Source organism: Bacillus sp. sid0103, from assembly GCF_019219025.1.
This window is the reverse complement of sequence record NZ_JAHUWN010000011.1, coordinates 75,336-100,582: the sequence shown is the minus strand read 5'-3', so window position 1 is coordinate 100,582 and position 25,247 is coordinate 75,336. Positions and strand designations below refer to the sequence as shown.

Genomic DNA, 25,247 nt, shown 5'->3' with positions numbered 1-25,247 from the left:
CTTTTTCCTTTTAGAACTGTCCCTTTTCGATCCGTAAATTTCTAATAAAATGTGAAAATTCTATGGACTTAAGCCACTTGGCAGCTTTCTCGATATCCGTTGAAAACACCCTATCTTGCTTAATCGATTCTACCTGTTCGCGGCCTTTATCAAAAAACGCCTTAGTATATGCAGCCATTTTATCAATCCCGCGAATCTCCACCGCCTGCATGGCACAAATTAGTTCGATCGCCAAAACTCTGCGTGCATTTTGGATAATTTGATAAGCATGCCTTGAGGCAATCGTCCCCATACTTACATGGTCCTCTTGATTGGCTGATGAAGGAATAGAATCAACACTCGCTGGATGGGCAAGTGTTTTGTTCTCTGAAACAAGTGCTGCCGCTGCATATTGCATGATCATCGCCCCCGATTGTAAACCAGGTTGAGGGCTTAAAAATGCCGGCAAATCATTTAACTGTGGATTAACTAAACGTTCAATTCTTCTTTCCGAAATATTTGCCAGTTCTGCAACGGCAATTTTCATAAAATCCATTGCAAAAGCAATCGGTTGGCCGTGGAAGTTCCCCCCTGAAATGACCTTCTCACCATTATCAAAAATTAACGGATTATCAGTTGCTGCATTCATTTCGATCTCTAGCTTTTCTTTCACATAATCCAAGGCTTGCCACGAGGCACCATGGACCTGTGGAATACAGCGGAGTGAATATGCGTCTTGGACACGTAACTCTCCCTGCTGGGTTGTTAATAAACTATCGCTTAAATAACGGCGGATTCTTGCTGCCGTATCAATTTGCTGTTGATACCCTCTAGCCACATGAACTTCTTCGGCAAATGCATCAATAATTCCGTTTAACCCCTCCATAGTCATGGCAGCAATCAGTTCACTTTCTTCAGCCAGCTGCTCTGCTTCCAGATAACCGATTACCCCCATCGCAGTCATCGCTTGGGTACCATTAATAAGTGCGAGACCTTCTTTTGCTTCCAATGTTAAGGGTAAAATCCCTTCTTGTTGGAGTGCATGAAAGGCTTCCATTTGCTTGCCTTTGTAAAAAACCTCTCCCTCCCCAATTAAAACCAATGCCAGATGGGAAAGCGGAGCTAAATCACCACTTGCCCCAAGAGAACCTTGCTGCGGGATGACTGGAATAATATCTTTATTCACTAACTCTAATAATTTTTCAATGACAATCGGCCTGACCCCTGAAAATCCCTTTAGGAGTGCGTTAGCACGGAGTAACACCATTGCTTTTGAAACGATTTCTGGAAAAGGCTCTCCCACCCCGCATGCATGGGAACGAATTAAATTAAGCTGAAGGTCTTGAACATGATTCTTATCAATAAGTACGTCGCTGAATTTCCCAAAACCTGTCGTAATTCCATAAACCACCCTTGATTCTGCAACGATTCTTTCCACTGCTTCACGGCTCTTCTTGACTGCATCCATACTCTTGTCTGAGGCATTGACCTTTTGCTTGCGATATAATACATCCTTCATTTGTTCTAATGTTAAGCTTCCACCTGTAAGTGTGATCATATAATCTCTCTCCTCTACCACTGTAGTATAATAAAGAAAGAGGCTGGATTCCGAATCTAATTGATTTGGAGTCCAGCCTCTTTTATGGTTAACTGATTGAATATTTTCAGATTTCTCATGGGTATCATTCCATTCTTTAACTATCTTAATGATAATTATTGTATGGGATGAAAAGCTTAATTGTCAATCAAATTTTCAGAATTTTAGCACGATAATACTTTAGCACAATAACAAATGAAAGGTGAACAACTCAGATTACAAAATAGCTGGAGTTTCCGTTATACTATATAAAGGTCAAAATGGATGTACTTGAAAGGAGTAATTATGAAATCTCTCGTTCTTGCAGAAAAGCCGAGTGTGGCCCGTGAACTCGCACGCGTCCTTGGATGCAATCAAAAACATAAAAGTTATATGGAAGGAAATCAATACATTGTCACATGGGCATTAGGACACTTAATCGAATTAAAAATGCCAGAACATTATGATCCGAAATATAAAACATGGAATTTGGAGGATCTTCCGATTATTCCCCCCAAAATGGGCTTATTGGTCATGAAACAAACCAGCCATCAATTCCGTGCCATTGAGTCGTTAGCAAAGCGGAAAGACATTAATGAATGTATCATTGCAACAGATGCAGGTCGTGAAGGCGAGCTGGTTGCCCGCTGGATTCTTGAGAAGATTCGTTGGAACAAGCCATTGAAGAGGCTATGGATTTCTTCGCAAACAGATAAAGCTATTAAAGACGGCTTCAAGCAATTAAAACCAGGTAAACAATTTGAGGACCTCTATCATTCAGCTGTTTGTAGAGCAGAAGCCGACTGGTTAATCGGATTAAATGTAACAAGAGCATTGACCACTAAATATAAAGATCCGCTTTCTGCAGGACGCGTTCAGACCCCTACTCTTGCCCTTGTTTTGGAACGTGAGCAGCAGATTCAATCTTTTGTTTCCAAGGAATATTGGACCATTCATGCCGAAATTGGCCCACTTTCAACGGATTGGGAACGGGACAATGAAAAGCGCATCTTCGATAAGGCCAAAGCCGAAACCATCCAATCGAAAGTAAATGGTAAAAAGGCTGTGCTTGATAAAATTGACCGGAAGAAAAAATCAGAACCACAGCCACTACCTTACGATTTAACCGAATTACAGCGTGATGCCAATAAGCGTTTTGGTTTTTCGGCGAAAAAGACCTCATCCGTCTTACAACGTCTTTATGAACAATACAAATTGGTCACTTATCCTAGAACCGATTCACGCTATTTAACTATAGATATGATAAACACAATGACAGATCGCCTGCATGGAATGGCTTCTGGATATAAGGAGGAAGTCCGTCCTCTTCTTGCGAACAAGGGGATTGTACTCGCCAAACGTGTTTTTAACAATGAAAAGGTAACAGATCATCACGCAATTATCCCAACGGAACAACGACTGAATCTTAGTGAACTGGATTCAGATGAAAGAAAACTGTACGACATCATTGCCAGACGTTTCTTAGCATTGTTTTTACCGGCTTATGAATATGAAACCATTCAGGCAACATTTAAGGTCGAAGGCGAAACCTTTACCACCAAAGAAACGAATGTTATCGACTTGGGCTTCAAAAAAGTGTTAGGAAAAGAAGAAATGGAGAAATTGACCACTGGACTGCAAAAATTATCCCAGGGTCAGTCCTTTACGGTAAAAAGCAGTTCAATTAATCAAAAATGGACTGAGCCGCCGCAGCGCTATTCTGAAGCTGATGTCCTGTCGCAAATGGAGAAATTCGGTCTAGGGACCCCAGCAACAAGAGCAGAAATTATTGAAAGATTGGTGGAAACAGAAGTCGTGGAACGACAAAGTGGACGCTTCCACCCAACAAAAAAAGGCAAGCAACTCATTGACCTTGTCAATGATGAATTAAAGTCACCGGAATTAACGGCCAAATGGGAGCAAGAACTTGAAAAAATCTCTAAAGGGAAGGCCGATCCCAAAGTCTTTTTACAAAAGATTCGCAGTCAAACGGAGCAATTGGTATCTGAAATTAAAAAAAGCGAAAAATCCTATCGGGCACACAATTTGACTGGCTCGAGATGTCCTGAGTGTAACGAGTTCCTAAAAGAAAGGAATACAAAGGAAGGTAAAATTCTCGTTTGCTCGAGCCCTGAGTGTTCATTCCGGAAACGAAAGGATCCAAAGCTTTCCAACCGCCGCTGCCCACAGTGCCATAAGAAAATGGAAATTCACAATGGAAAGGCGGGCATGTATTTCCAATGCCGCCGTTGTAATGTCGTTGAAAAAGCAGAAGACAAGAAAAAAGCAGTCAATAAAAAAGAAGCACAAAAGCTCGTACAGAAATACACACCAAAAGAAGATTTCGGAACTAGTTTGGGAGACTTACTGAAACAAGCCTTAAAAAATCAGGATTAATCATTAATGGTAAGCGCTCAACGAAGTGCTTACCATTAATATTGTAAGTTTTTCAATTCAAAAAAGTATGATTGTTAAATCAAAAATGTAGAAACGAGGACATTGTATGAGGATTAGGGATTGGGATCCTAATTTAAAGGTCCGCTTATTTAGCGAAGCGATGATGAACATCACGTTTTGGATGTTTTTTCCGTTTTTAACGATATATTTTTCAGAAGCGTTCGGTAAAAGTAAAGCAGGAATATTATTAGTTTTTTCACAGGTTTTTTCTGTTCTAGCAAACCTTATGGGCGGTTACTGTGCGGACCGGTTCGGGCGAAAACGGATGATGGTTCTGTCTGCTATCGGACAAGGACTTTCGTTTATCGCATTTGGCTTCGCTAGTTCACCATGGTTTCAATCCCCGTGGCTGGGGTTTGTCGCTTTTGCAGTAGCCGGTGTTTTCGGTTCCTTTTATTGGCCTGCGAGCCAAGCGATGGTAGCGGATGTCGTCGATGAAAAAGATAGAAGTAATGTGTTTGCTATATTTTACACTTCTATTAATATTGCGGTTGTAATTGGCCCTATTCTAGGTGCGATTTTTTATGTTCATTACCGATTCCAACTCTTACTTGCCGCTGGGTTTATTTGTATTGCCTTGGGACTTATTCTTGCCAAATGGACTCGAGAAACGGTGCCGGTTAAACATAACGATTTTTCGCCTGACGGGAAATGGTATTACTTTTTAAAAAAGCAATTAAGTGATTATTCTCTAATTCTTAAAGATAAAACCTTCTTGTTATTTATTCTTGCAGGTGTTTTAGCTGGGCAAACATTCATGCAATTGGATTTGTTGATTCCCGTTTATATAAAGGATGTCTACCACGAGCAAAGTCTTTTTTCACTAGGGAACTGGTCGTTTTCGGTCAATGGTGAGCAGGCCTTTGGTTTGGTGCTTGCGGAAAATGGATTCCTTGTCGCCCTGCTGACCGTAATCGTCACAAAGTGGATGAGTAATTATTATGAAAGAAATGTATTTGTTCTCTCGTCTGTTGTTTACGCGGTTTCGATGGTTCTTTTTAGTCAAACCACTTGGATTTGGGGTTTAATGATTGCCATGGCTGTTTTCACCTTTGCTGAATTAATGGGGGCTGGTCTCCAGCAAAGCTTTGTATCGAGACTTGCTCCTGATCATATGCGAGGGCAATATTTTGCTGCAGCAAGCCTGCGGTTTACCATTAGCCGTACGATTGCACCACTAGCGATTCCAATGACGGTATTGATCGGGTATAGTTGGACGTTTTTCGTGTTAGTTATTCTTGCCCTGTTAAGTGCAGGGATGTATTGGGTCATGTTTTATTCCTTTGAAAAGCAAAAGATTGGATCGCAGATGTAAAAAAGTGTGTCAATAATCCCACAATATTTGTACTAAATTGTTCACATTTACCTGGATAGTATTTATAATTAACTTATAAAAGTTATTAATATAAGGGCGGTGGAAACAATGGAATTATCCCAGTTCATGTCTCCAACATCATTGTCAGGTATTTTAACATTCCTAGTAATATTTTCAGCAGGTGTTTATTTTAATATAAAAGTATACGGCAGCAAGATGCAGTAAAGATGAAAATCTTTACTGTTTTTTTAGCATTTATTTGCTACATGGATACTAGTTTCTTTTTCCAATTAATAACGCTACAATAAAGGAAGATTCTGAAAAAGGAGACATACATATGAGTGAATTTCAAAAAAAACTGGAAAAGTATGCTGAACTGGCTGTTAAGGTTGGTGTAAATATCCAAAAAGGTCAAACCCTAGTCGTTAATGCCACCTTAGATGCGGCGGAATTTATTCGTCTGATTGTTAAAAAGGCATACGAAACTGGTGCCCAAAATGTCATCGTTAATTGGAACGACGATACCGTTACAAAAACAAAATATGACCTAGCCCCAGATGAAGCTTTCCTTGAGTACCCAGTATGGCGTGCTAAAGAAATGGAAGATCTAGCAGCTCATGGTGCAGCTTTTATGTCGGTCATTTCCACGAGCCCTGATTTATTGAAGGGTGTGAATCCAGAACGGATTTCTAACTTCAACAAGGCTGCAGGAACAGCATTGTCAAATTATCGTAAGGCTGTACAATCTGATAAAGTGAGTTGGACGGTTGTCGCAGCAGCGTCACCTGCATGGGCAGCAAAAGTATTCCCTGATGAGCCTGTTGAAAATCAAGTAAATACGCTTTGGGATGCGATTTTTAAAGCAGTACGTGCAGACGTCGAAAATCCAGTAGATGCTTGGAAGAAACATGACGAAACGCTTCATGAAAAAGTTCACTATTTAAACGAAAAAAGATACCAAAAGCTTCATTACAAAGCCCCAGGTACAGACTTAACGATTGAGCTTCCTGAAAAACACATCTGGGTGGGCGCAGGCAGTGTCAATGAGAATGGCTTCGAGTTTATGGCAAACATGCCAACAGAAGAAGTGTTCACTGTTCCTTATCGAACAGGTGTAAATGGGACAGTTGCAAGCACAAAACCTTTAAGTTACGGTGGAAATATTATTGACCGCTTTTCGATTACATTTGAAAATGGAAAAATTGTTGGGGTGAAAGCAGAAGAAGGCGAAGAAATCCTTAAGCGTCTTGTTGATTCGGACGAAGGATCCCATTATCTGGGCGAGGTTGCCCTTGTACCTTATAACTCGCCAATTTCCCAATCCAATATTCTTTTCTTTAATACATTATTTGATGAAAATGCCTCAAACCATTTGGCAATCGGCAGTGCCTATGCTTTCTGTCTTGAAGGCGGGAAGAAAATGTCTTCTGAAGAATTGAAAGAGCATGGCTTAAATGAAAGTATCACTCATGTGGACTTTATGATTGGTTCCACTGAAATGGACATCGATGGAATCACCGCCGATGGCAAATCAGAACCAGTGTTTAGAAGCGGAAATTGGGCTTTCTAATATCAGAACAAAAGAGCAGGATTACCTGCTCTTTTTCCTATGGTGAATAAATAATGGCTCCATCCTTTTCTTTTGCAATTTTCTCACGTAAATTATTAAGCTGTTCAATAGGATCATCAGTTACTACTTTCCCTAATAAATCAATAAGGCCGAGTGATTTTAGTAAGCCCTCTTCTAAGTTTTGAAGTTCTTTTGTTAATGAAGGTTCACTCTGGCAGACATCTTTCAAAGGTATTTTCTTTGCAATAGCTTCATCAATTAAAGACAATGCCAGTTCCTTGTTAATATCACCCTTTGCATCCTCCATTTGTTCACAAGTTGATTTTACGATATGTTCTACCTTTTCCGTTGCCCCACTGACGACAGGGTCAAGCGACTTTGTTACAGGCTTAAGTGGCTTCAAAACTGGCTCAAGTGGTTTAGTTACAGGCTCGAGCGGTTTGGTTACAGGTTCTAACGGTTTCAAAATTGGCTTTATTGGTTCTACGATGGGCTCCAATGGTATTGTAACCGGTCTCAACGGATGGGTCACCACTTCAGTCACATCTTGAACGGGTTTAGTGATTTTTCCAATCTTATCAGGTGATTCAACTGCTTTGGAGCCATCTTCACATGTGAGAGGTAAATGTCCACTTGAAATTTTATCAAGCTCTTCATCCAATTGATTAAGAGGAAGCAAGCCTAAATCTTGAATAATTTTCAACTTCCCTGGCTTGGGTGCAGTTGATTGCCCTGCAACCGTATTAAGAACAAGTTGCTTAATAATACTATCTTCGGATTCCATATAATGAGCAACCATGACCACCTGCTCCATCCCAAGTTCTGGAATAGTTTCTGCTGCCTTTAGGCAAGCCCCTTTAAAAGTTAGAGCCGATGTATCTACAATCATATTCTTTACGGTAACAGGCCCATTAGCTTTTAAATTAATGCTTATTTGACCTCTTGGTGAATTCATCTGCTTGGTTAATTTCATTCCATAAATAATGGCTGATTTATAATGAATTCGTAGCATTAGTTTACCATTATTTGTAGAGGTTTCTTGTTGAATAATGTTTGCTGTCATACCCGAACCGACAACTCGGTCTGCTTTAATGAGAAAACCATCTGTATTTGGTTCTTCCGCCTTGGCTGCTCCACCACTAGTGAAAATAGTTAATCCTAGTAAGGGAAGACATAAGCTTAACAAGACCACCTTGCTTTTCAACCACATTGTTTGCTCTCCTTTAGAAAGTGTGGACTGCTTTTTCTCTATCAATTGGAGGTGAAGCTTTAACTTTCACAGGTGCAAGCCGCCATGCCATCAGCAAAGCTCCACCGATGATTCCAAATAGCGTGCCGAAAAGGAACCCTCCTAATGCTCCGATAACAGATAATATTGATAGAAAGATAGTGAAGATGCCAAGGATTTTCGAAGCATTTGGAAAAAACAATGCCACAATTCCAATTAACGTAAGCACTCCGCCAAATAATAAACCAATGATGGCAATCGATCCTGGCAGGAATGTACTTAAATAAAGGTTTAATGGTACCCATAAAATCATGAGTCCACTGATGATTGTCATCAATGAACCCCCAAAGGGCCGGCTTTTCCGCCATTTAGTAAATCTCATCTTATTCCCTCCTTACTTATTTTTTATTAATCTTTTCAACTGTTAGTCGCATTCCGTTCATATTAATCGTTTTCTGAAAAAGATAGTGTGTTTTAAGTTTGGCATGTTCTAAGGTGATTTTTGATGAGGTTTGTCGGAATTGTTTTTGCCAATCATCGCTATGATTTTCTTTAAGGGCTAAGTTTGTAAATTTTGCATCTGCTTCAATCAGACCTGCATCGTGTTGCAGTCCAGTAATCTGCACGGGTTTAGAGGCCGTAATCTTAACACGAATCCACTCCCCGCCGACCTTGAAATCCTTATATAATTGCAAATGATCAATCGTCAAGTTATCTATTAAATTAGTCCCTTGTGGTGCTGAGTCTTCACTGCTGGTTTCACCCATTTTTGGATAAAAGGTATAACCGTTCCCCTCCAATTTGTCAAACTCGACATAAAAGTCACCCACACCCGCAATTGGAACAGCATAGGCTACCCCTGAAATCCCAAATGAAACTAATAACAGCGCTAACACCAAAATTCCAGAACCTAAAGCTGACCAGAAAACTTTTTTACTTGTCATACCCTCAACAGGCTGAATTGTACTTTCCATACGCTCCTCCTCTTATTTTCTGAATTTTTAAATATTACTCTTTTTTATACCTTACTACTGTTATTTCACGGCCACAATCACGTCATCTATCGTAAAAATACGAGACCCCCGTCAAATGTCGGGTGGAGGAGTACTACTACGGACATATTGAAAAATATTCCGCCGAACGATATAAAAACAAATATAGGTGAGGTGGGAGGAACATGGAGCACAAAGTGGATCAGCTTTTACAAAGGGGACTTTCGATTATTTTTCAACTTAGTAAGCCATTTATGAAAGAATGGAAGGAAGTTCTGGCGACGTTAAAATACCGAAAAGACAGTTTAGTCGATGAATTTAATGTTATGATCCAGATTGCTTTTCAACAGGTGTTTCTCGATAAAATCCCTAGTGTCGACTCCTTCATCCTTTCCCTTCTTACGGAATGGCAAAATCGTTTCGCCTCAAAATATGATGAAAACGAGTCAATCTACTTATTAACGACGATTGAAAATATGTTTCATAAGCTGTTAACGGAACGTAAATCTTCTACATTTCTCGATCATCAGGCTGTCCAATCCGTTTTTTCGAGAATACTCGACCAAACGTTATTAACACGTGATCTTGAGGATCGGAATGAGAAGTGGGTAAAAAATATTATTTCAACTAACATTATTCAAATGGAATGGATCGCTGTCATAAATAAGCAAGAAGAGTATCAGGTTGAAAGTGTTGTCTGTTCCGAGCAAAATCAAGTGGATAGCCATTTAATCGATATGTCCACGAGTTTAAAGGCCAGTCAAATCGACCACTTATCAATGGCTATCGCTAGACTTTTAGGAACAAACAGCGATGGGGATACTATTCTCCGAATTCCTTGTTTGAACGACACTTTGTTAATCGGATTGCAAAATAGTAGTGTCGCAGTCACCGATTACGAAATCGAATTTATTAGAGGGATGTATTTGCGCCAGCTAAAACTGCGTCATCTAGAAAGTAAGTTGGAATGGAAGGATGCCTCTCTTCTCTTCTTACAGCACTTATTACGTGCACGGGGGGCGGATAAGGCTGTTAAGGCTATTTCGGAAGGGTTAGTCGAGTATATGCCCTTTAATCGCTGCGCCCTTTTTATGTATAACCACTACGAGGGGAAAGGAATCGGAGTTTCAGGCTATAATGTAAGCAATCCGTCTGTTCAGCAGATTAAGGAGGAAATATTCAAACTCCCTTTAATAAAGAAATATGGCCATTCTTTAAACCATTCTCAACCCCTGTACTTTGCAAATGCTGCCCAGGTGTTACCGAAAAAATATGTCCAAGAATATAAGTTAAAATCCCTAGTGGTCTTACCTATATTTGTGCCAACCAAAAGTAAGCTAATTGGGATTGCTCTATTGGACAAAGGGGAAGATTCTCAATTTGACGTTTCTATTCAAACGTTAACTACTTTAATAAAATTTGGGCATTACGCCGGGGAATTGCTTTTCTCCATTAGAGACGAGGCCCTTCAACAATTCGGAAACGCCAATGGCGTCTTAACACAGCGTGAGAAAGAGGTATTAAAGCTAATCGCCGACGGGGCAACCATAAATGAAGCAGCAACCACGCTTCATCTTAGCAGTTATACAGTTCGAGATTATATCTCAATCATCATTCAAAAATTAGCTGCAAAAAACCGAACGGATGCGGCGGTTAAAGCGATAAAGATGAATTTAATTTCTTAATACAAGGTTACCCTATTATTGTCTGAATGACAGGCTTATTCGGACAGGTCGAGTAGGGATTGCTATTATCGATGATTAAGAGGTACAATATACAATTAACAAAACAGGCATTGAGGAGGAAGATTCATGTGGAATGAATTTAAACAGTTTGCTATGAAAGGCAATGTGATTGATTTAGCCGTCGGTGTTATTATCGGCGGGGCATTTGGCAAAATAGTGTCATCTCTGGTCGCCGATATTATTATGCCTTTAATTGGTTTGATTATTGGAGTCGTTGATTTTTCTGATCTTGCTTACGGAAAATTAGCCTATGGAAAATTTATTCAAACCGTAGTCGATTTCTTAATTATTTCCTTTTCTATATTCTTATTTGTGAAGTTTCTTAACCGCTTTAAGAAAAAAGAAGAACCAGCCCCAGTTGTAGCAAAAGTGGACCGTTCAGAGGAATTATTAGCGGAAATTCGCGATTTATTAAAAGAAGATAAAGATTTTTTTAGAAAAAATGAAACATCTTGACCAATTAATCGTATATCTTTAGTAACAAATAATTTTTGAGGTGAAAAATTTGTATACTCAAACATCTACTGAATTTTTGCCATCCGTAATACGAACATTTGCCCTTTCACTTGCGATTGCTTTCTTGGGCACTATGGCAGGTGGATTTGTACCAGATAGTCTATTTATGCCGCTTGCGATTCTAGAATTTGTAATGCTCATGATCGCATTCTTTTTCAGACGTAAAAAGGCGATTTCTTATTCATTTCTATATATCTTTACTTTTATCTCAGGAATTACTCTATTCCCAATAGTAGCCTATTACACAGCTGCTGCAGGGGCAAACGTTGTTGTCATGGCCTTTGCAAGTACAACAGTTGTTTTTACGGGTGTGGCTATTTATGCGACGAAATCAAAATCAAACTTTTCCTTTTTAGGTGGATTCCTGCTAGCTGCTTTGCTAGCCTTAATAGCAATTTCTATTTATAATATCTTCTTTCCATTAGGGTCGACGGCGATGCTTGCTTTCTCTATAATTGGAGTGATTGTATTTAGCGGTTATGTTCTGTTTGACTTCAGCCGCATGAAGCATTATGGGGTTAGAGCAGAAGAAGTACCATTGATGGCATTAAACTTATATTTGAATTTTATTAACCTATTTGTTAGCATCCTTCGTATTTTCGGTATTCTATCAAGTAAAGACTAACTAGTAACGTGTTCGTCCTAGACCATATAAGAAAGGAGCTTGGAATCCCAAGCTCCTTTTCCTTTAACTATTATTTATTAAAGTGAACCCGCGTTGAATCACCTGATTAACTGATTTCCCCCAGTTTTTATTTAATAACATTTCAGAAATTCTTTTTACGTTGGGATGACTGTTATTTTGCAACTTATAGATATCAAGTATTTCCAGTCTTAATAACCATTCATTGGGATATTTCTTATCAAGAGTCGCTATCACCTTCTCCAAAATGGACCAACTCTGTTCATTCCATTCCTTTCCCTCTCGCAGGCTGCGGATTTCAGCATAGAGCATTTCTAATTCATTTAATTGACGAACCTCTAATTCCTTCATACTATCTGTATCATTTATTGTTGGCCATTCAAAATATGCATCTGGATCTGCAGCGCCTGCAAACACAGACGTGGTTGCTGCGCCGACTGCCATATCATACGTCCCCCATGCTGGCTCAAAAAGGACTTGCCCCTGATATGTTACTTGGCAATCCTTAAAAGAGATTAAGATTGGTTTACCAGCTGACAACAAAATTGTCTTGACACGCCCCTTTACATTGACACCGCTTTCAAATTTCAACACGGCTTCGCTGCCCTCAATAATGCCTAAATCCTTTAATTGAGACATTGAGCAATTCTCTAATACTATCTTTCCTTCAAGACTGCCTATTGGTGTTCCAAAGCCTTTATGATGTGTATCCTTGCCATGATTCACTAATTGCTTCTGATCCAGAGAAAGGGCGGTCGGCCCTTTGGTTCTAATATAAACAGCTTCTCCCTTCTCATCCTTTAATATTGTTGCCAATGTCCCCGTCACTTGCAATCCAGACGAGAATACAAACGTTGCAAGATTATCAGAATTCAAGGCTTTTTCAAGACTTTCCGTGCCGCCTTTCTTAAAGGCCATCGTACCAGCAAATTGATCTATGGCAGCCGCTAATTCATCAAAGTCTTTACATACAAATAATTGCGGCTGCGGCTTGGTGACATCATATGGTGTTTTGATACATTCTTCGACTGAAAACGGAATCTTTTTAACATCATCGGCTAAACAACTCTGACTCTCACCTACTGATGAAAGTAAACCTGCCCCATAGATCTTCGGATTGTTGATATCGCCAATCAAGCCATATTCCACTGTCCACCAAAATAGCCTTGAAACCATATCGGATTCCGACAACCCTTTCACTTTCTTTCTAGCTTCAGCGACAAGCATCTCTGCCTCTTTAACTTGTTCAGGGGTTGAATTGGGATCTTCTGCAACAATGGTTAGGTGGCGAACCGCTTTAAATACCTCAAATTTTTCTTTACTGGAAAGAGCTTTCGCTCCCATCTCGCCAATTTTCCTTACAAAATCCCGATAAGATTGATCTAATAAAATGGGAGCGTGTCCGGCTGCCTCATGGATCATATCCGGAGCAGGGGTATAAGCAATGTTTTGGATGTTTCTGATTTCTGTTGCAATTGGTAAGATACCATTTGCCAGAAAGCCATAAAACACAGAACCAGGAATTAACCCGTCAATCGTAACGGCCCCCCAGCCAACTTTGGCAAGACTTTCATTCATGTCATCTACCTTCGGAATGGATTCCGTTTTAATACCTGAATCACGCAGACCATTTACATAGGCAGGATGGGCGATATCTTTTAAAAAGTAATGATTTTGCTTCATGACGAATCGCCACACGGCGTGGTCAATGGGTGTATATCGATAGTAAAACTGCTTTGAAATATATGGCTGCAGGTGCGCCTGGCCTTTTTTTGCTCCATTTCCAGTCATCGTCAACATTCTCCTTCTCAAAGAATATTTTTTACTGGTATCATCATGCGAGTGACTGCATTTTTGGTCGGAGTCTTTCCTTTGCCCTTCTCATCCTTGTTTTTACTGTAGACATTGGAAGATTACTTTTCTTAGCAATTTCGACGAGAGAGAAATCTTGATAGTAATATAGATAGATAGGATATCTGTAGATTTCCGGTAATAGGTTCACCTTTTCAGCCATTTGTTCAGCAGAAAATTTATGTAAAACTTCCTCTTCGGGGATTAAAGATGGTTCAAATGAGGCTGAATAGGAATAAACTTCTTCCCTCCAAAATTGTTTTGACTTTTTTTCTTTCCGCCAATAATCACGACATTTATTGATAGCAATCGTAAAAAACCATCCTTTATTTTTGGATTGCTCCTTTATTGAAGGATATGCTAAATAGGCAGAGAGTAATACCTCCTGATAGATGTCCTCTGCAAGTTCTTTATGCTTCACTAACGATAAAATATATTGATAAATTGCTCTTCCGTATTCCATAACTACTTCTTCAAATGACGGGGTACGTCCATTATTCATTTTCCAAGTCCTCCAAGTCGAAAAATAACTTTTCATAATAATAGACGGAATGGACTTATTAACCCCTACAGTTAAGAAGTAATTTTTTAAAATTTATCGCTCAGTCGTATTATGAATGAGTCCTTTCATTAAAATACTTACTCCGATTTTTTTGCAAATGGTTATATAATGCATAAGCGCTAATAAAACAGCGCCTGTATTCATTCCAATAATAACCCCAGCCATTCTCCATTCTGGCATCGCTGCAAGTAGTAGAATGAGTGCAAAGGTGATGATGGTCGACCAAATGATATGAATAAATGTCTCTTTAAGTAAATTAAGCCCAAACAAAAAGGCCTGCATCGGCATGATAAAGAAGTGAAATAAGAAAAATGGCCAGAGTAATTGTAAAAATAGGGCTGGTGTTTCTGATTTAAAAAATAGCGAAGTTAACTCCGGTGCAAAAAAGTAGAAAATAGCTACAGCTGCGACCCCGTATACAAAGGTGAGCTTCATCACCTGTTGAAGCATTTTTTGGAGCCTTTGATAATCACCCTGTGAATAAGTCTTGGATACAGCTGGAATTAGAACGACCATAAGGGAATGGGCAATAAATGCTGGGAAAAAGCCAATTGACATGGCTACTCCCATCAGCAGCCCAAATTGCTCGGTCGCTACTGTTTCGCTCATACCAGAACGAACCAACGCTGCCTTAATGACAAAGGGTTGTATTGCACCAGTGAATGCTGAGAACAACCGAAGACCCGTGGTTGGAATCGATACTGCCATTAAATTCTTCTGAACTACCTTGCGTTTCATATTAGAAAATGGCTGTCGTTTCAATTGCTGAAACTGGATAATGAACATGTAGAATAAATATAGGAACACAACAATCTCGCTTCCAATAAATGTACCAATTGCGATTAACAATGACTCGGATGTGTCAAAGGCAAACAAACGAAAGAGAAGAAACAATCCAGCGAGTTGAATGGTTTTCCTTAAAAAATTAGAGACTGCTATTTTCCCCATTTGTTGCTTTCCCATAAAATATCCCCTCGCGACGGACGTGAAGGAAATGATTGGGATTAAGATCAAAACAAGCCATCTAACGTATGGATGATATTTATCAAACACAGGAATAAACGGAATAAGCACAGTTGCTGCTAAAAAAAGTACAGCCGAGAACACAATCGTAATCGTAAGGGCATGATGAAGGATATTACGGTGATAACGTTCTTCCCTTTCTGCAATAAATTTTGAAATTGATACAGGCAACTCAAAGCTTGATAGTAAAACAATGAAGAATATCGATGGCAAAATGGACATATACAGGCCTAGCCCGTGTGGTCCTAACTCTCGAGCAAGAATCATATTTACTAAAACTTCAATACCTTCCCCCAAAAAAGCAGCGGCAGCTAAAAAGAATATTCCCTTATAATAAATCCTCAATTTTTTCTCCTCCATACTAGTCTCACTTTTATAAACTTATGAGACAAGTTCTTTGATTAGTAGGGAAAATTTTTGGAGAAACGAAAAAAGGGCCCAAGGCCCTTTTAAATGTTGGTGATGACTGTTCTTTTTTTGATCATCCAAGTTAAACCGACAATAACAATGACTAATAATAACTGGGTAATCGTTGTTTCCCAGGTAGGGTATAAACCGATCCAATCAATAAACGGAAGCTGATGCACGGTACTTGTCGACAACACGTTTGAAATCTGCAACGCATGGATACTTATACCTAGAATTTTAAAGGCTAAAATATAAATAAGAATGGTTGCCGCTTTAAAGAAAAAGCGAATCGGTATTTTTACGCTGTAGTAAATAATGGCGAACCCAACAATGGCCAGGATTCCCACTGCAAGAATCACACCCAGAACCAGTTGCTGCAAGCTAATATAAGGGGTAATTCCTGTATAGAATATGATTGTCTCTGCTCCTTCACGGAACACGGACAGAAAACTAATGAAAGCAAATGAAAATAAACTTCCTCTGGCAATTGCCTGCTCCATTTGTTGGTTGATATATTTATTCCAGTTACCAACACTGGATTTATTATGAAGCCATGCCCCAACCGTTAACATCATAATCACCGCGACTACCCCAATGATTCCCTCAATATACTCTCGGCTGGAAGCCGCAACGATGCGTGAAAAAACAACATTAATAATGATCGCTAGGATCGCACTTGCTAGGATACCTGCGCCAACACCCGCCCAAATCCATTTCTGTTTCGCACCCTGACCCATTTTCTTTAGAAAGGCAAGCAATGTTGCTACGATTAGTAACCCTTCTAACCCTTCACGTAACAAAATTAATGCCGCATCCCATAAAGAATAATCCGTTTTACTAATTAATGGTGCCAAACGTGCATTTAATTCCTTTACAATCTCCTTTGCTTTTGGCCCATCAACTTTTGCAGAACTTAATAGACTAATAGCTGTAGGTACTTTTGTTTCAAGATCACTATACAACTTTCTGTCTCTGGTCTGAACATCGCCTTCAATCATTGGCCAAATGTTTAGGACTTCATTTAAGTGATCAGTAGCACGCTTATAGTTCTCTTTTGAAATCTCTGTTTCTGCATTACTCAACAATGTGGTTAGATCAGAGAGTGAATAATCCCCTTCATCCTGTTTAGAAACCTTACCGGCCAAGAAATTATTCACTTCAACTTTTAGCTTTTCGATATTTATTTTGGCCTTATCGAAATCGGCGGGATCTTGTGTAATCGAAATCCGGATTAAAGCCATGTATTTTTCAATGCTGCCATAGGCTGCAATACTCTCGTCATGAACAATTTTCTCCGAGGCATTCCATTTATTTAGCAGGTTTTGATATTGCGTTTTCAATACAGCTTGATTCCCGTCCTCAATCGATTTCGTAAAGGTAGCGATGAGAGGAAGCAACTGCTTCACCTGCTCTTTACCTTTTTCTTTGTCTTGTGGATTTTGTTCTTGATCATAGAGAACGACGGCACTTGACAGCGACGAAAGGTTTTTTGAAAGAGTGTCTGGGTCTATATTTCCTTTAGCTAGTAAACTCTGAACCTTTTGAAGTTCTTGCTCAACCTTTTTTGCTTGTTTACTATCCGTTTTCTTCATCATTGTCCATTCTTTTGCAAACTGTTCCATATTCCTCGAAACGGTGGGTTGGTCTCCATCCTTGGCTTTCATAAGACTATCTCCAATAAGAACAAACAACTCATCAAGATTCACTTCCGCTTTCGCTGGATGAACTGTTTGAAAAAGAATGAAAAACATCATTAATATTATTATGGATTTACTTTTTGTCTTAAATCGCAGCATGCGTCTCTCTCCTCTATCAAAAGGAAAAACTCTAGTTAAAAAGTGTTTCTCCTATAAAGCCACCTTGTTTTGCTCCTGGTAAACAAGCAAAAATGGCACTACCTCTATGGGATATATATTCATTTAATTTATCCATCTTGGCTAATCTATTTTGTATCGGGATAAATTGTTTACTAGGAGCACGCTGGAAACATAAGAACAACAGACCCGCATCAAAGCTTCCGGTTTTCAGATCCATTCCATCCGAATAGGAATATGCCCTGCGCAGAATTTGTTGGGAACCGTCCCCATGGGATAAGCGTGTATGTGAATCGGCAGGGATGCTAAATTCGCCATTGTCATTTTTCTGCTTCAAATCAAGTTTTTCAAATTCTTTTTTTTGGCCAATAGGTGCACCGTTGCCACGATAACGACCGAAAGTATTTTCTTGATCTTTTAAAGTTGTACGATCCCACACTTCAATAAACATTTGAATTCGGCGGACTACAAGATAGCTTCCATTGACGAGCCAATCCGGTCCATCGCCCGGTTGAACCCATACTTGCTTATTCATTTCTCTTTCATCGTTTACATCAGGATTGGCTGTACCATCTTTGAAGCCAAACAAATTCCTTGGCGTTTCATTATTGGGGTCTGCTTGTTTAGTACGTTGAAACCCTGTTTGCGCCCAGCGTAAGGTCGCCTTCCCTCTTGCAATTCGAATCAGATTTCTAACGGCGTGAAAGGCGACTTGCAAATCATCAGCGCAGGCTTGAATACAAAGGTCACCACCTGTCCATTCGTCTTCCAACGCATCAAGCGGAAATTTCGGCAGGTCTACTAATTCTTTCGGCTGCTTGGCTTTAAGACCAAACCTGTCTTGATTGTCCTTCACAAACAAACTAGGACCAACCCCGAATGTAATCGTTAAGTTAGAAGCAGATAACCCAGCGGCCTCCCCTGTATCTTTTGGCGGGATAAACTCATTACTCGATAAATCGCCTACAGCTTTCCCTTCAGATAATAAGGAGGCAGCCTTTGTCCAATCCTTAAATAGTTGAACCAACTCCCTTTTTTCCGAAGTGGTCACATCCAAGGAAACAAAATACACATGGTTTTGGGTTTTTGTGGTGATTCCATTTTGATGTTTTCCAAAGAAGGGAACGATATCATGGTCTTCATTTGTTGTCGCTTTGCTCTCCGTGATTGAAAGCAAGCCGCCAAGTCCAGATGCACCAAGGATCACTCCGACACCACCAACACCGGCCGTTTTAAGAATATCTCTTCTCGAAAGCTTTTTTCCGATTGTTGAAGACTCATCGATGATGTTTGTTTTCTTTTCCAATTAAGACGCCTCCGTAACTAGTCCTATTTGTGAAAGTGGTTCAGCTAGCGCATCAATCGCTTGGCTTAGTTCTTTTACCTGTGCTTCCGTTAATTCAGAGTAAAGTTTATAGCCATCGCCTTTTTTATGCTGGTTTAGTAGATTATAAACATCATTGAAACGCGCTGCTATTTCTTTTGAAACGCCCTCATCTTTTTTCTCTAATGCCGGATTTAACAGCTGGTAAATCTTTTCTGCTCCCTCTACATTTGCAGCAAAATCATATAAATCTGTATGGGAATACCGATCCTCTTCTCCTGTTACTTTTGAAGTCGATACCTCATTTAAAAGGTCAACTGCACCCGTAATTAACAATTCTGGTGTCACTTCGACGGTATCTACTTTGGCACGGAGAAGATTGACATCTTTCATTAGCTGCTCAGCGTACTGCTCATAGCCCTTCGTAGTTTTTTCAATCCAAAGGCCTTTTTCAATTCGGTGGTAACCTCCCCATTCCGCCTCGGGAACATCGCCTTCTCGTGCATCAATCTTCGGATCGAGATCTCCGAACACTTCCGCAATTGGTTCTGCACGCTCATAGTGCATCCGTGATGGTCCATAAAGAGCTTTGGCCTTTTCTATATCGCCATTTTTAACTGCAGTTGTAAATGCCTCTGTAGCCTTAACAAATGCCTCAACTTCTCCTAAGGCATATGACCTGTAATCATCTGTGACCCCAGTAAGGTCAGCCTGGCTTGTTGCTGCTTTATCTTTTACCTTCTCTGTTGTTGATTCTTTCTCCGTAGTATTTGAACATCCAAATAGTAGACTGCTAGATAAAATAAGGGTGCCTGACACTTTTAATAATTTCATATATGTAATCCTCCGGTATCTATAATAATGATAATCATTTTCATTAATATCATACCAGTAAATGAGAAATGTTTTCAATTGTAATTTCGAAATTTTATTAAAAAAGTCTATGTTTAAAGGTCATTATGGATTTTGCACCCTTGTTGATTGGAGCGGAAATCAACAGACAAGTTAACAAAGCCCAAAATAGAAAAAGGACTTTCCGTTTTTTAGGAAAGCCTTCTTAATTTATTTAATTAAAGAATGTTTAAAAGCATAAATGACTGCTTGCGTTCGATCTTGAACGTTGAGCTTGCTCAAAATATTGCTGACGTGGGTTTTGACGGTTTTGAGGGCAATAAATAACTCATCCGCAATGTCTTGATTGGTTTTGCCTTCGGCCATTAATAATAATATTTCGACTTCACGAGAAGTGAGATCTTCATGTGGCAGGTGAGTATTTTTTTGACGCATTTTCACCATCATTTTTCCGGTTACTTCCGGTTCAAGGACCGATTGTCCATGATATGTAGCGCGGACGGCATTGGCAATTTCACCTGCTTTAGAGGTCTTCAGCATATAGCTGGTAGCACCTGCCTCAAGTGCTGGATAGACCTTTTCATCATCCAAGAAGCTTGTGACGATAATGATTTTTGCTTCAGGCCATTGTTCAATGATTTGACGTGTGGCTTCAATTCCATCCATTTCCTTCATAACTAAATCCATCAAAATAATATCAGGGCGAAGTTCGAGGGCAAGTTCCACCCCTTTTTTTCCATCATCCGCTTCTCCAACCACCTCAATATCTGACTGCGCTGATAAATAAGAAGAAACCCCGATTCTTACCATTTCATGATCATCAACAAATACTACTCTAATCATTGGCACCATCTCCATTAACCATCACCGGAACCTTTACTTCCAGCCTTGTTCCTTGATTTTTTACACTAACCACTTTTAACGTACCGCCAACTTCAACCGCACGCTCATGCATATTTTGCATTCCATAGGAGCCTGCCTTCATCTCGTTTACATCAAAACCAATTCCATCATCCACAATCCTTAAGATGACTAAATCATCTCGTTTAACCATCAGAACTTCGAGCTTGTTGGCTTTCGAATGTCTTAACGTATTCGATATAGACTCTTGTAGAATACGGAAAAGATGATCCTCTACTCCTTTATCTAGAGGAAACGCCTCAGTCTTCCATTTTATATCCATTTCAACCTTTTGTTGTAATTCGATTAACAGCTCTTCAATTCCTTCTTGGAGTGTTTTATTTTTCAACGCAACAGGCCGCAAATGAAGAAGAAGAGCCCGCATTTCTAATTGTGATTGGTGAATCATTTCTTCTACTAATTTCAATTGTTTCGCTTCGCGCTCATTTTCTATTGGTGATTGATGTTTCGTTTCGTTGATGGCTGACATCATCATCGAAGCAGCAAATAATTGCTGACTGACCGAATCATGAAGTTCACGGGCCAGACGGTTCCGTTCTTGTTCAATTATTTCTTGAATTCTTTCTTCAATGTCTTCCACCTTTTCAGTGGCTAAGCGCTGGGAAAGTTTTGCCTGTTCAGACATCTGTTTCCCGATTTTCTCAATTCGGCTCGCAATGAGCTGCATTTCCGAGATGACAGGTTTCTGCTTTACATCTATTTGTTTTCCTTCCTCTAATAAATGCAATGAGTGTTCAACCGATAGGAATTGTCTTCTCCAATACATTCCAGAGAACGCACCTAAAAGAATTCCTACTGCAATACTAAATGCCGGAATAAAGACTACAAAGGGTATATTCATGAATTGTTTATTCCACAATTCAGCCCAACTGCCAAGTGGGAAAACGAAGATAAAAATGGCACCAACGATAATCGCAATGAAAAAAGAAAAGCCGACACTCCAGAAAATCTGACGCTGGGTTGTGCTCATATCCGGCTCACCTCTATATTTCCGACAACAAGCGAGGTAAATATTTTTACTTTGTGCTCGGCTGTCTCGTATCCAGGTGTTTTTAAGTGTACTACACGATTGAAAAGTTTCGAGTCATGATGGTCGAAAACAGTGGTGGAACCGACAATGCAAGAATGATGAAGACTTACTTCAATATCATAAGGAACGAGAATTTGAATATTCCCGATGAGATTTCGAATAAAGATAACTGTTTCCCCTTTAGGCAGCATCGTAAAACTAAGGTCAATGATTGTATCACCAATTCCAGCCTGAATGTTTACATCATTCCATTTATAGGCACCCAAAGGAGTCTTTTGTTGACCAAGGACAATATTTTCAAATAGTGGTTCTGTTTTAATCAGTGTTTCTTGTTGAGAGGTTTCTTCCGCTTTATTGATTTCAGGTAAAATCTTCTTAGGATGCTTTTTTGTATTAATAAATTGAATAAAAAAGTGCAGTAAGACAGCCAGCAACAAGAACTTAAACGTCATCATGTGCGCAATACTCAGGACAAAAAAGATAATTCCACCGATAAAAAGAATCTTCCCCAACTTTTTCCCAGCACGCTTCCGGCCGAGAAAAATCATACCACCAGAAATGATAAGGGAAAAAATAAGCCCACTGTTAAAAAATAATATTTCCATGACTAGAATAATCGCACCGATCATGAACATCCAGCCTAAATAATCATTTTTCGTATTTTTAAACATGGCCCACCCTCCCTTATTAAAAGTCTGGCTCATTCGAATATTTTTATTTATGGACAAAAGGCGCAGAATGTCTACGCCTTTAGTATACTAACTTAAGCATTAATCCCTGAGGAATAAGCAATACTTGCTTTGAAAGAGATTCTGCTTTTCTAATATAGTCTACCATATTTGTTATTAAATGGACTTGCTTTCTTCTAATTTCATTTCTTTTTCTAACTGTGAGATCCGAGCGTCAATCGTATTACGATAAAATGAACTATTCACTTGATGCTCTAAACGGTCAAGGTAGTTTTCAATTTCTTTAAACTTCGAGTAGGATTTATCAGAATACGAGTGAGAATCGAGCACCTGGTTGATTTGGTGGTTCGCTCGTGTTACATTTTCACGGCCCATTAATTCCATCCTGCGCAAATGCATATCTTTAACTTTGTGCTTCATTTCCTCATATTTTCTTTCTAGGTCTGCTAGTTGACCTTTTACTTGTTCAAGTGATCCACTTAAGCGGACCGCACGATCGGAATATTGCTGATGTTCTGCAGCAGCAAACTGATAAAGCTCTGTTTCGCCGGCAGTTGAAGCAATTTCAGCTTGATACTTTCTTTTTTCGGCTAATTGGGCAGCTTGCTGATATTCTCTAGTAAATTCATCTTTCAGTGTGTACTGACGTTCCAATAGCTTTCTAACTTTCTCTGTTTCTTGCTCACACTGACGAAGATATTGATTTAATAAAGCAATTGGATTTTGTTTATCTTTTTGATCAAGTGCCTCGTGTAAATCTGCTGTAATCGTGTTTTTTATTCTTGTAAATAAGTTTGTCATGTTTTCTCTCTCCTTTTAATTTTGGTTGGTTTATCAATAGTGTTGAATTTAAAAATCAACATTCAGCTTTAACAGATCCTACTAATTTTTCAATTCATTCCACTGTTTTTCAAAGTTGACAAATGGGTCTGATTCCTCTGTTGTGACCGTGTACTTTTTCTCGTTCCATTTTTTATAAACGAGGTACAGTACATAGGCAGCAGCTACTCCAATGATAGCTGGGGCATTATGAATGGAAGCCATGAGGACGATAAAACCGATAATCCCAATCCCAATTTTCCCACCTGTAGATTTAGCTTTTAAGAACTGTTTAAATATAAAGTATAGGAGTACTAGGCTAACGAGTAACCCCACCATTGGACCAATCGTTGAAAGCAAAATCATCGCTGCAATTGCACCTGCTAACAATAAACCAAATTTTTTCATTTTGTTTTTCTCCTTTCTTTATCTTGATATCATCTTACCTCTTTTCTTTGTTCGTCATAATTGCGCCTTAGCTTGATTTTGATATCGGTCTTAAGACGTAGAAAGGGTCAGCCCCTAAGCGAAATGCTTAAGTAACTGACCCTTTTTGTTTCATTATTTAGAGATAAACATCTGGACCCAATAGTGTCGTTGGGAGCCGCCTTGTGCGTAACCAACCCCAATATAGGTAGATCTCGTGCTTAATATATTGGCCCTGTGCCCCGAGCTATTCATCCAAGCTTGAACGACGGATGCTGGTGTAGTTTGCCCTGCTGCAATGTTTTCAGCTGCTGAACGATAGGAAATCCCAAAGCTTTTCATCATTGCAAACGGACTGCCATAGGTTGGACTGGTATGACTGAAATAGTTTTTATCTCTCATATCATTGGCTTTATAACGAGCAACCCTTGACAATTCCCAATCTGGAGTTAATGCCTTCAATCCATTCTTCGCACGCTCCTGGTTGGTTAACTGGATGACCTGACTTTCAATGCTTTTTACTGCATCGAAACTTGGAATGGTTACCTTTTGACCTGGATAGATTAAATTCGGATTCTTAAATTGCGGGTTTGCGGAAATAATCTCTGATATGCCCACTTGATACCTGACTGCGATCTTCCAAAGAGAGTCGCCTGGCTGTACAGTGTAGAGTTGCTGGGCAAACGACACACTCGGAATACAAAATAGCGACAATAAAAACAGAAAACTAAACCAAAAAGATTTTTTCATTTTTTCGCCTCCTCCGAATATATAATCTTGATTTCAGGCTCAAAATATACAATGGATTAAAAAATAAATTTTTGCTTTGAGTGATAGGAAATTTGATGAACATCAATGCAGATTTATTTGGAGGATGGAAAAGTGAAAGAAATTTCATGGATGACCTATATTATGTTAATTTTGGCGAGTTATCGTTTAACTCATTTAATTGTTTTTGATAAAATTACTGAATTTATCCGTAAACCGTTTGTTAAAAAAATCAAGGTCGAAACCGATGCTGGCGTGGAAACAAAGGAAGTTCCCACATCGATGTTCGGTTATTTGTTGAAATGTTATTGGTGTGCAGGTGTTTGGAGCGCCATTTTACTCGGTGGAGCTTATTTGCTCTTCCCGCGCATTGCCTTTGTGGTTATTTTAATTTTCTCGATTGCAGGCGGCCAGTCCATAATTGAAACCTTTGTCGGCGTCAATATCAAAAAAGTTGACTATTATGCCGCACTGAAGAAAAAAGACTAAAACAAATTAGTCTTTGGCAAAATCATCCCCCCTATTGCATATATTTTAGAAAAGCTTAAAGACATTGGTCAATTAAGTTCGACAAAAGGGGGAATACAATGGCTGCGATTTGGTGGGTCACAACAATTGGTTTTGTCATATTTCTCGGTTGTATTGGAGGAACATTTTTTCATTTTATTAGAAGCTCCTTAAACACAGAAGACTCTACCCGTATAGATCCATTGAACATTGATAAAGAGGAATGATTTCC

General features: G+C 39.3%; 23 protein-coding genes and 1 pseudogene. 8 read left to right on the top strand and 16 right to left on the bottom strand.

All coding sequences use genetic code 11. The features are described 5' to 3' along the window. Positions 1 to 10: 10 nt before the first annotated feature. Positions 11 to 1,537, bottom strand: coding sequence for a histidine ammonia-lyase (hutH, locus tag KW850_RS13920; protein WP_218348179.1), 1,527 nt, complete (start codon positions 1,535 to 1,537; stop codon positions 11 to 13). A 324-nt stretch (positions 1,538 to 1,861) separates the two neighbouring features. On the opposite strand from hutH, the gene KW850_RS13915 reads away from it, so the two are divergent. The 3 genes from KW850_RS13915 (at position 1,862) to KW850_RS13905 (ending at position 6,897) form a co-directional block, all read left to right on the top strand. Further along, complete coding sequence (locus KW850_RS13915; protein WP_218348178.1) at positions 1,862 to 3,952, top strand: DNA topoisomerase III; 2,091 nt, start codon at positions 1,862 to 1,864, stop codon at positions 3,950 to 3,952. Between the two features lie 106 nt (positions 3,953 to 4,058). Beyond that, positions 4,059 to 5,327 (top strand): MDR family MFS transporter, encoded by a 1,269-nt coding sequence (locus tag KW850_RS13910; protein WP_218348177.1) that lies wholly within the window; start codon positions 4,059 to 4,061, stop codon positions 5,325 to 5,327. A gap of 337 nt (positions 5,328 to 5,664) precedes the next feature. Continuing rightward, complete coding sequence (locus KW850_RS13905; protein WP_218348176.1) at positions 5,665 to 6,897, top strand: aminopeptidase; 1,233 nt, start codon at positions 5,665 to 5,667, stop codon at positions 6,895 to 6,897. A gap of 37 nt (positions 6,898 to 6,934) precedes the next feature. On the opposite strand, the gene KW850_RS13900 is transcribed toward KW850_RS13905, so the two are convergent. Genes KW850_RS13900 through KW850_RS13890 form a run of 3 tightly spaced genes read right to left on the bottom strand, consistent with a single transcriptional unit; the run spans position 6,935 to position 9,099 of the window. After that, complete coding sequence (locus tag KW850_RS13900; RefSeq protein ID WP_218348175.1) at positions 6,935 to 8,107, bottom strand: hypothetical protein; 1,173 nt, start codon at positions 8,105 to 8,107, stop codon at positions 6,935 to 6,937. A 13-nt stretch (positions 8,108 to 8,120) separates the two neighbouring features. Continuing rightward, entirely contained in the window at positions 8,121 to 8,507 is a 387-nt protein-coding gene (locus tag KW850_RS13895; protein ID WP_218348174.1) for a DUF6114 domain-containing protein, read from the bottom strand. A 16-nt stretch (positions 8,508 to 8,523) separates the two neighbouring features. Continuing rightward, a complete protein-coding gene (locus KW850_RS13890; protein WP_218348173.1) occupies positions 8,524 to 9,099 on the bottom strand; it encodes a DUF6230 family protein in 576 nt (191 codons plus the stop codon). Positions 9,100 to 9,302: 203 nt separating this feature from the next. On the opposite strand from KW850_RS13890, the gene KW850_RS13885 reads away from it, so the two are divergent. The 3 genes from KW850_RS13885 to KW850_RS13875 all read left to right on the top strand — a co-directional run bounded on the left by KW850_RS13885 (position 9,303) and on the right by KW850_RS13875 (position 12,003). Then, entirely contained in the window at positions 9,303 to 10,802 is a 1,500-nt protein-coding gene (locus KW850_RS13885) for a LuxR C-terminal-related transcriptional regulator (RefSeq protein WP_218348172.1), read from the top strand. Positions 10,803 to 10,928: 126 nt separating this feature from the next. Next, positions 10,929 to 11,318 (top strand): large-conductance mechanosensitive channel protein MscL, encoded by a 390-nt coding sequence (gene mscL / locus KW850_RS13880; protein WP_218348171.1) that lies wholly within the window; start codon positions 10,929 to 10,931, stop codon positions 11,316 to 11,318. 49 nt (positions 11,319 to 11,367) lie between these two features. After that, on the top strand, positions 11,368 to 12,003 hold the full coding sequence (locus KW850_RS13875; RefSeq protein WP_218348170.1) for a Bax inhibitor-1/YccA family protein: 636 nt from the start codon (positions 11,368 to 11,370) through the stop codon (positions 12,001 to 12,003). Between the two features lie 63 nt (positions 12,004 to 12,066). On the opposite strand, the pseudogene KW850_RS13870 reads toward KW850_RS13875, so the two are convergent. From KW850_RS13870 to safA, 12 genes and pseudogenes are all read right to left on the bottom strand, one after another. Beyond that, positions 12,067 to 13,839 (bottom strand): annotated as a pseudogene (locus tag KW850_RS13870) (aromatic amino acid hydroxylase); the annotation flags it as partial. Between the two features lie 16 nt (positions 13,840 to 13,855). Next, the gene (locus KW850_RS13865) at positions 13,856 to 14,374 is read right to left on the bottom strand and encodes an RNA polymerase sigma factor (RefSeq protein ID WP_218348168.1); all 519 of its coding nucleotides are present in this window, start codon (positions 14,372 to 14,374) and stop codon (positions 13,856 to 13,858) included. A gap of 93 nt (positions 14,375 to 14,467) precedes the next feature. Beyond that, positions 14,468 to 15,802 (bottom strand): polysaccharide biosynthesis protein, encoded by a 1,335-nt coding sequence (locus tag KW850_RS13860; RefSeq protein WP_218348167.1) that lies wholly within the window; start codon positions 15,800 to 15,802, stop codon positions 14,468 to 14,470. A gap of 104 nt (positions 15,803 to 15,906) precedes the next feature. Then, the gene (locus KW850_RS13855) at positions 15,907 to 17,661 is read right to left on the bottom strand and encodes an FTR1 family iron permease (protein ID WP_218348166.1); all 1,755 of its coding nucleotides are present in this window, start codon (positions 17,659 to 17,661) and stop codon (positions 15,907 to 15,909) included. Positions 17,662 to 17,692: 31 nt separating this feature from the next. Further along, on the bottom strand, positions 17,693 to 18,985 hold the full coding sequence (gene efeB / locus KW850_RS13850) for an iron uptake transporter deferrochelatase/peroxidase subunit (protein WP_218348165.1): 1,293 nt from the start codon (positions 18,983 to 18,985) through the stop codon (positions 17,693 to 17,695). Continuing rightward, positions 18,986 to 19,837 carry an iron uptake system protein EfeO gene (efeO, locus tag KW850_RS13845; protein ID WP_218348164.1) on the bottom strand — a complete coding sequence of 284 codons (852 nt, stop codon included), beginning with the start codon at positions 19,835 to 19,837 and terminating at the stop codon, positions 18,986 to 18,988. It abuts the gene before it with no gap. A 228-nt stretch (positions 19,838 to 20,065) separates the two neighbouring features. Further along, positions 20,066 to 20,698 (bottom strand): response regulator transcription factor, encoded by a 633-nt coding sequence (locus KW850_RS13840; RefSeq protein ID WP_218348163.1) that lies wholly within the window; start codon positions 20,696 to 20,698, stop codon positions 20,066 to 20,068. Continuing rightward, positions 20,691 to 21,746, bottom strand: coding sequence for a sensor histidine kinase (locus tag KW850_RS13835; protein WP_218348162.1), 1,056 nt, complete (start codon positions 21,744 to 21,746; stop codon positions 20,691 to 20,693). The genes KW850_RS13840 and KW850_RS13835 overlap by 8 nt, the downstream gene beginning before the upstream one ends. Next, positions 21,743 to 22,477: a cell wall-active antibiotics response protein LiaF gene (gene liaF, locus KW850_RS13830; RefSeq protein ID WP_218348161.1), complete on the bottom strand. Its 735-nt coding sequence runs from the start codon at positions 22,475 to 22,477 to the stop codon at positions 21,743 to 21,745. Before liaF ends, KW850_RS13835 begins: the two co-directional genes overlap by 4 nt. A gap of 174 nt (positions 22,478 to 22,651) precedes the next feature. Further along, on the bottom strand, positions 22,652 to 23,296 hold the full coding sequence (locus tag KW850_RS13825) for a PspA/IM30 family protein (protein ID WP_218348160.1): 645 nt from the start codon (positions 23,294 to 23,296) through the stop codon (positions 22,652 to 22,654). 81 nt (positions 23,297 to 23,377) lie between these two features. Continuing rightward, positions 23,378 to 23,722, bottom strand: coding sequence for a lmo0954 family membrane protein (locus KW850_RS13820; RefSeq protein ID WP_218348159.1), 345 nt, complete (start codon positions 23,720 to 23,722; stop codon positions 23,378 to 23,380). 153 nt (positions 23,723 to 23,875) lie between these two features. Further along, a complete protein-coding gene (gene safA, locus KW850_RS13815) occupies positions 23,876 to 24,490 on the bottom strand; it encodes a SafA/ExsA family spore coat assembly protein (RefSeq protein WP_218348158.1) in 615 nt (204 codons plus the stop codon). 132 nt (positions 24,491 to 24,622) lie between these two features. Here safA and KW850_RS13810 point away from each other — a divergent pair, with 132 nt between their 5' ends. Together KW850_RS13810 and KW850_RS13805 are read left to right on the top strand one after the other, a co-directional pair. Continuing rightward, a complete protein-coding gene (locus tag KW850_RS13810; protein ID WP_218348157.1) occupies positions 24,623 to 24,997 on the top strand; it encodes a DUF1360 domain-containing protein in 375 nt (124 codons plus the stop codon). A 98-nt stretch (positions 24,998 to 25,095) separates the two neighbouring features. Next, positions 25,096 to 25,242, top strand: a complete 147-nt coding sequence (locus tag KW850_RS13805) for a hypothetical protein (RefSeq protein WP_218348156.1) — start codon at positions 25,096 to 25,098, stop codon at positions 25,240 to 25,242. The last annotated feature ends 5 nt before the right edge of the window (positions 25,243 to 25,247 follow it).

Coding starts and splice junctions, on each gene's coding strand:
- KW850_RS13865 (WP_218348168.1), bottom strand. CDS start 14,374: ATGAATAATGGACGTACCCCGTCATTTGAAGAAGTAGTTATGGAATAC.
- KW850_RS13915 (WP_218348178.1), top strand. CDS start 1,862: ATGAAATCTCTCGTTCTTGCAGAAAAGCCGAGTGTGGCCCGTGAACTC.
- KW850_RS13890 (WP_218348173.1), bottom strand. CDS start 9,099: ATGGAAAGTACAATTCAGCCTGTTGAGGGTATGACAAGTAAAAAAGTT.
- hutH (WP_218348179.1), bottom strand. CDS start 1,537: ATGATCACACTTACAGGTGGAAGCTTAACATTAGAACAAATGAAGGAT.
- KW850_RS13895 (WP_218348174.1), bottom strand. CDS start 8,507: ATGAGATTTACTAAATGGCGGAAAAGCCGGCCCTTTGGGGGTTCATTG.
- KW850_RS13900 (WP_218348175.1), bottom strand. CDS start 8,107: ATGTGGTTGAAAAGCAAGGTGGTCTTGTTAAGCTTATGTCTTCCCTTA.
- KW850_RS13820 (WP_218348159.1), bottom strand. CDS start 23,722: ATGAAAAAATTTGGTTTATTGTTAGCAGGTGCAATTGCAGCGATGATT.
- KW850_RS13885 (WP_218348172.1), top strand. CDS start 9,303: ATGGAGCACAAAGTGGATCAGCTTTTACAAAGGGGACTTTCGATTATT.
- safA (WP_218348158.1), bottom strand. CDS start 24,490: ATGAAAAAATCTTTTTGGTTTAGTTTTCTGTTTTTATTGTCGCTATTT.
- KW850_RS13835 (WP_218348162.1), bottom strand. CDS start 21,746: ATGAGCACAACCCAGCGTCAGATTTTCTGGAGTGTCGGCTTTTCTTTT.
- efeO (WP_218348164.1), bottom strand. CDS start 19,837: ATGAAATTATTAAAAGTGTCAGGCACCCTTATTTTATCTAGCAGTCTA.
- KW850_RS13805 (WP_218348156.1), top strand. CDS start 25,096: ATGGCTGCGATTTGGTGGGTCACAACAATTGGTTTTGTCATATTTCTC.
- KW850_RS13905 (WP_218348176.1), top strand. CDS start 5,665: ATGAGTGAATTTCAAAAAAAACTGGAAAAGTATGCTGAACTGGCTGTT.
- KW850_RS13855 (WP_218348166.1), bottom strand. CDS start 17,661: ATGCTGCGATTTAAGACAAAAAGTAAATCCATAATAATATTAATGATG.
- KW850_RS13825 (WP_218348160.1), bottom strand. CDS start 23,296: ATGACAAACTTATTTACAAGAATAAAAAACACGATTACAGCAGATTTA.
- liaF (WP_218348161.1), bottom strand. CDS start 22,477: ATGTTTAAAAATACGAAAAATGATTATTTAGGCTGGATGTTCATGATC.
- KW850_RS13840 (WP_218348163.1), bottom strand. CDS start 20,698: ATGATTAGAGTAGTATTTGTTGATGATCATGAAATGGTAAGAATCGGG.
- mscL (WP_218348171.1), top strand. CDS start 10,929: ATGTGGAATGAATTTAAACAGTTTGCTATGAAAGGCAATGTGATTGAT.
- KW850_RS13910 (WP_218348177.1), top strand. CDS start 4,059: ATGAGGATTAGGGATTGGGATCCTAATTTAAAGGTCCGCTTATTTAGC.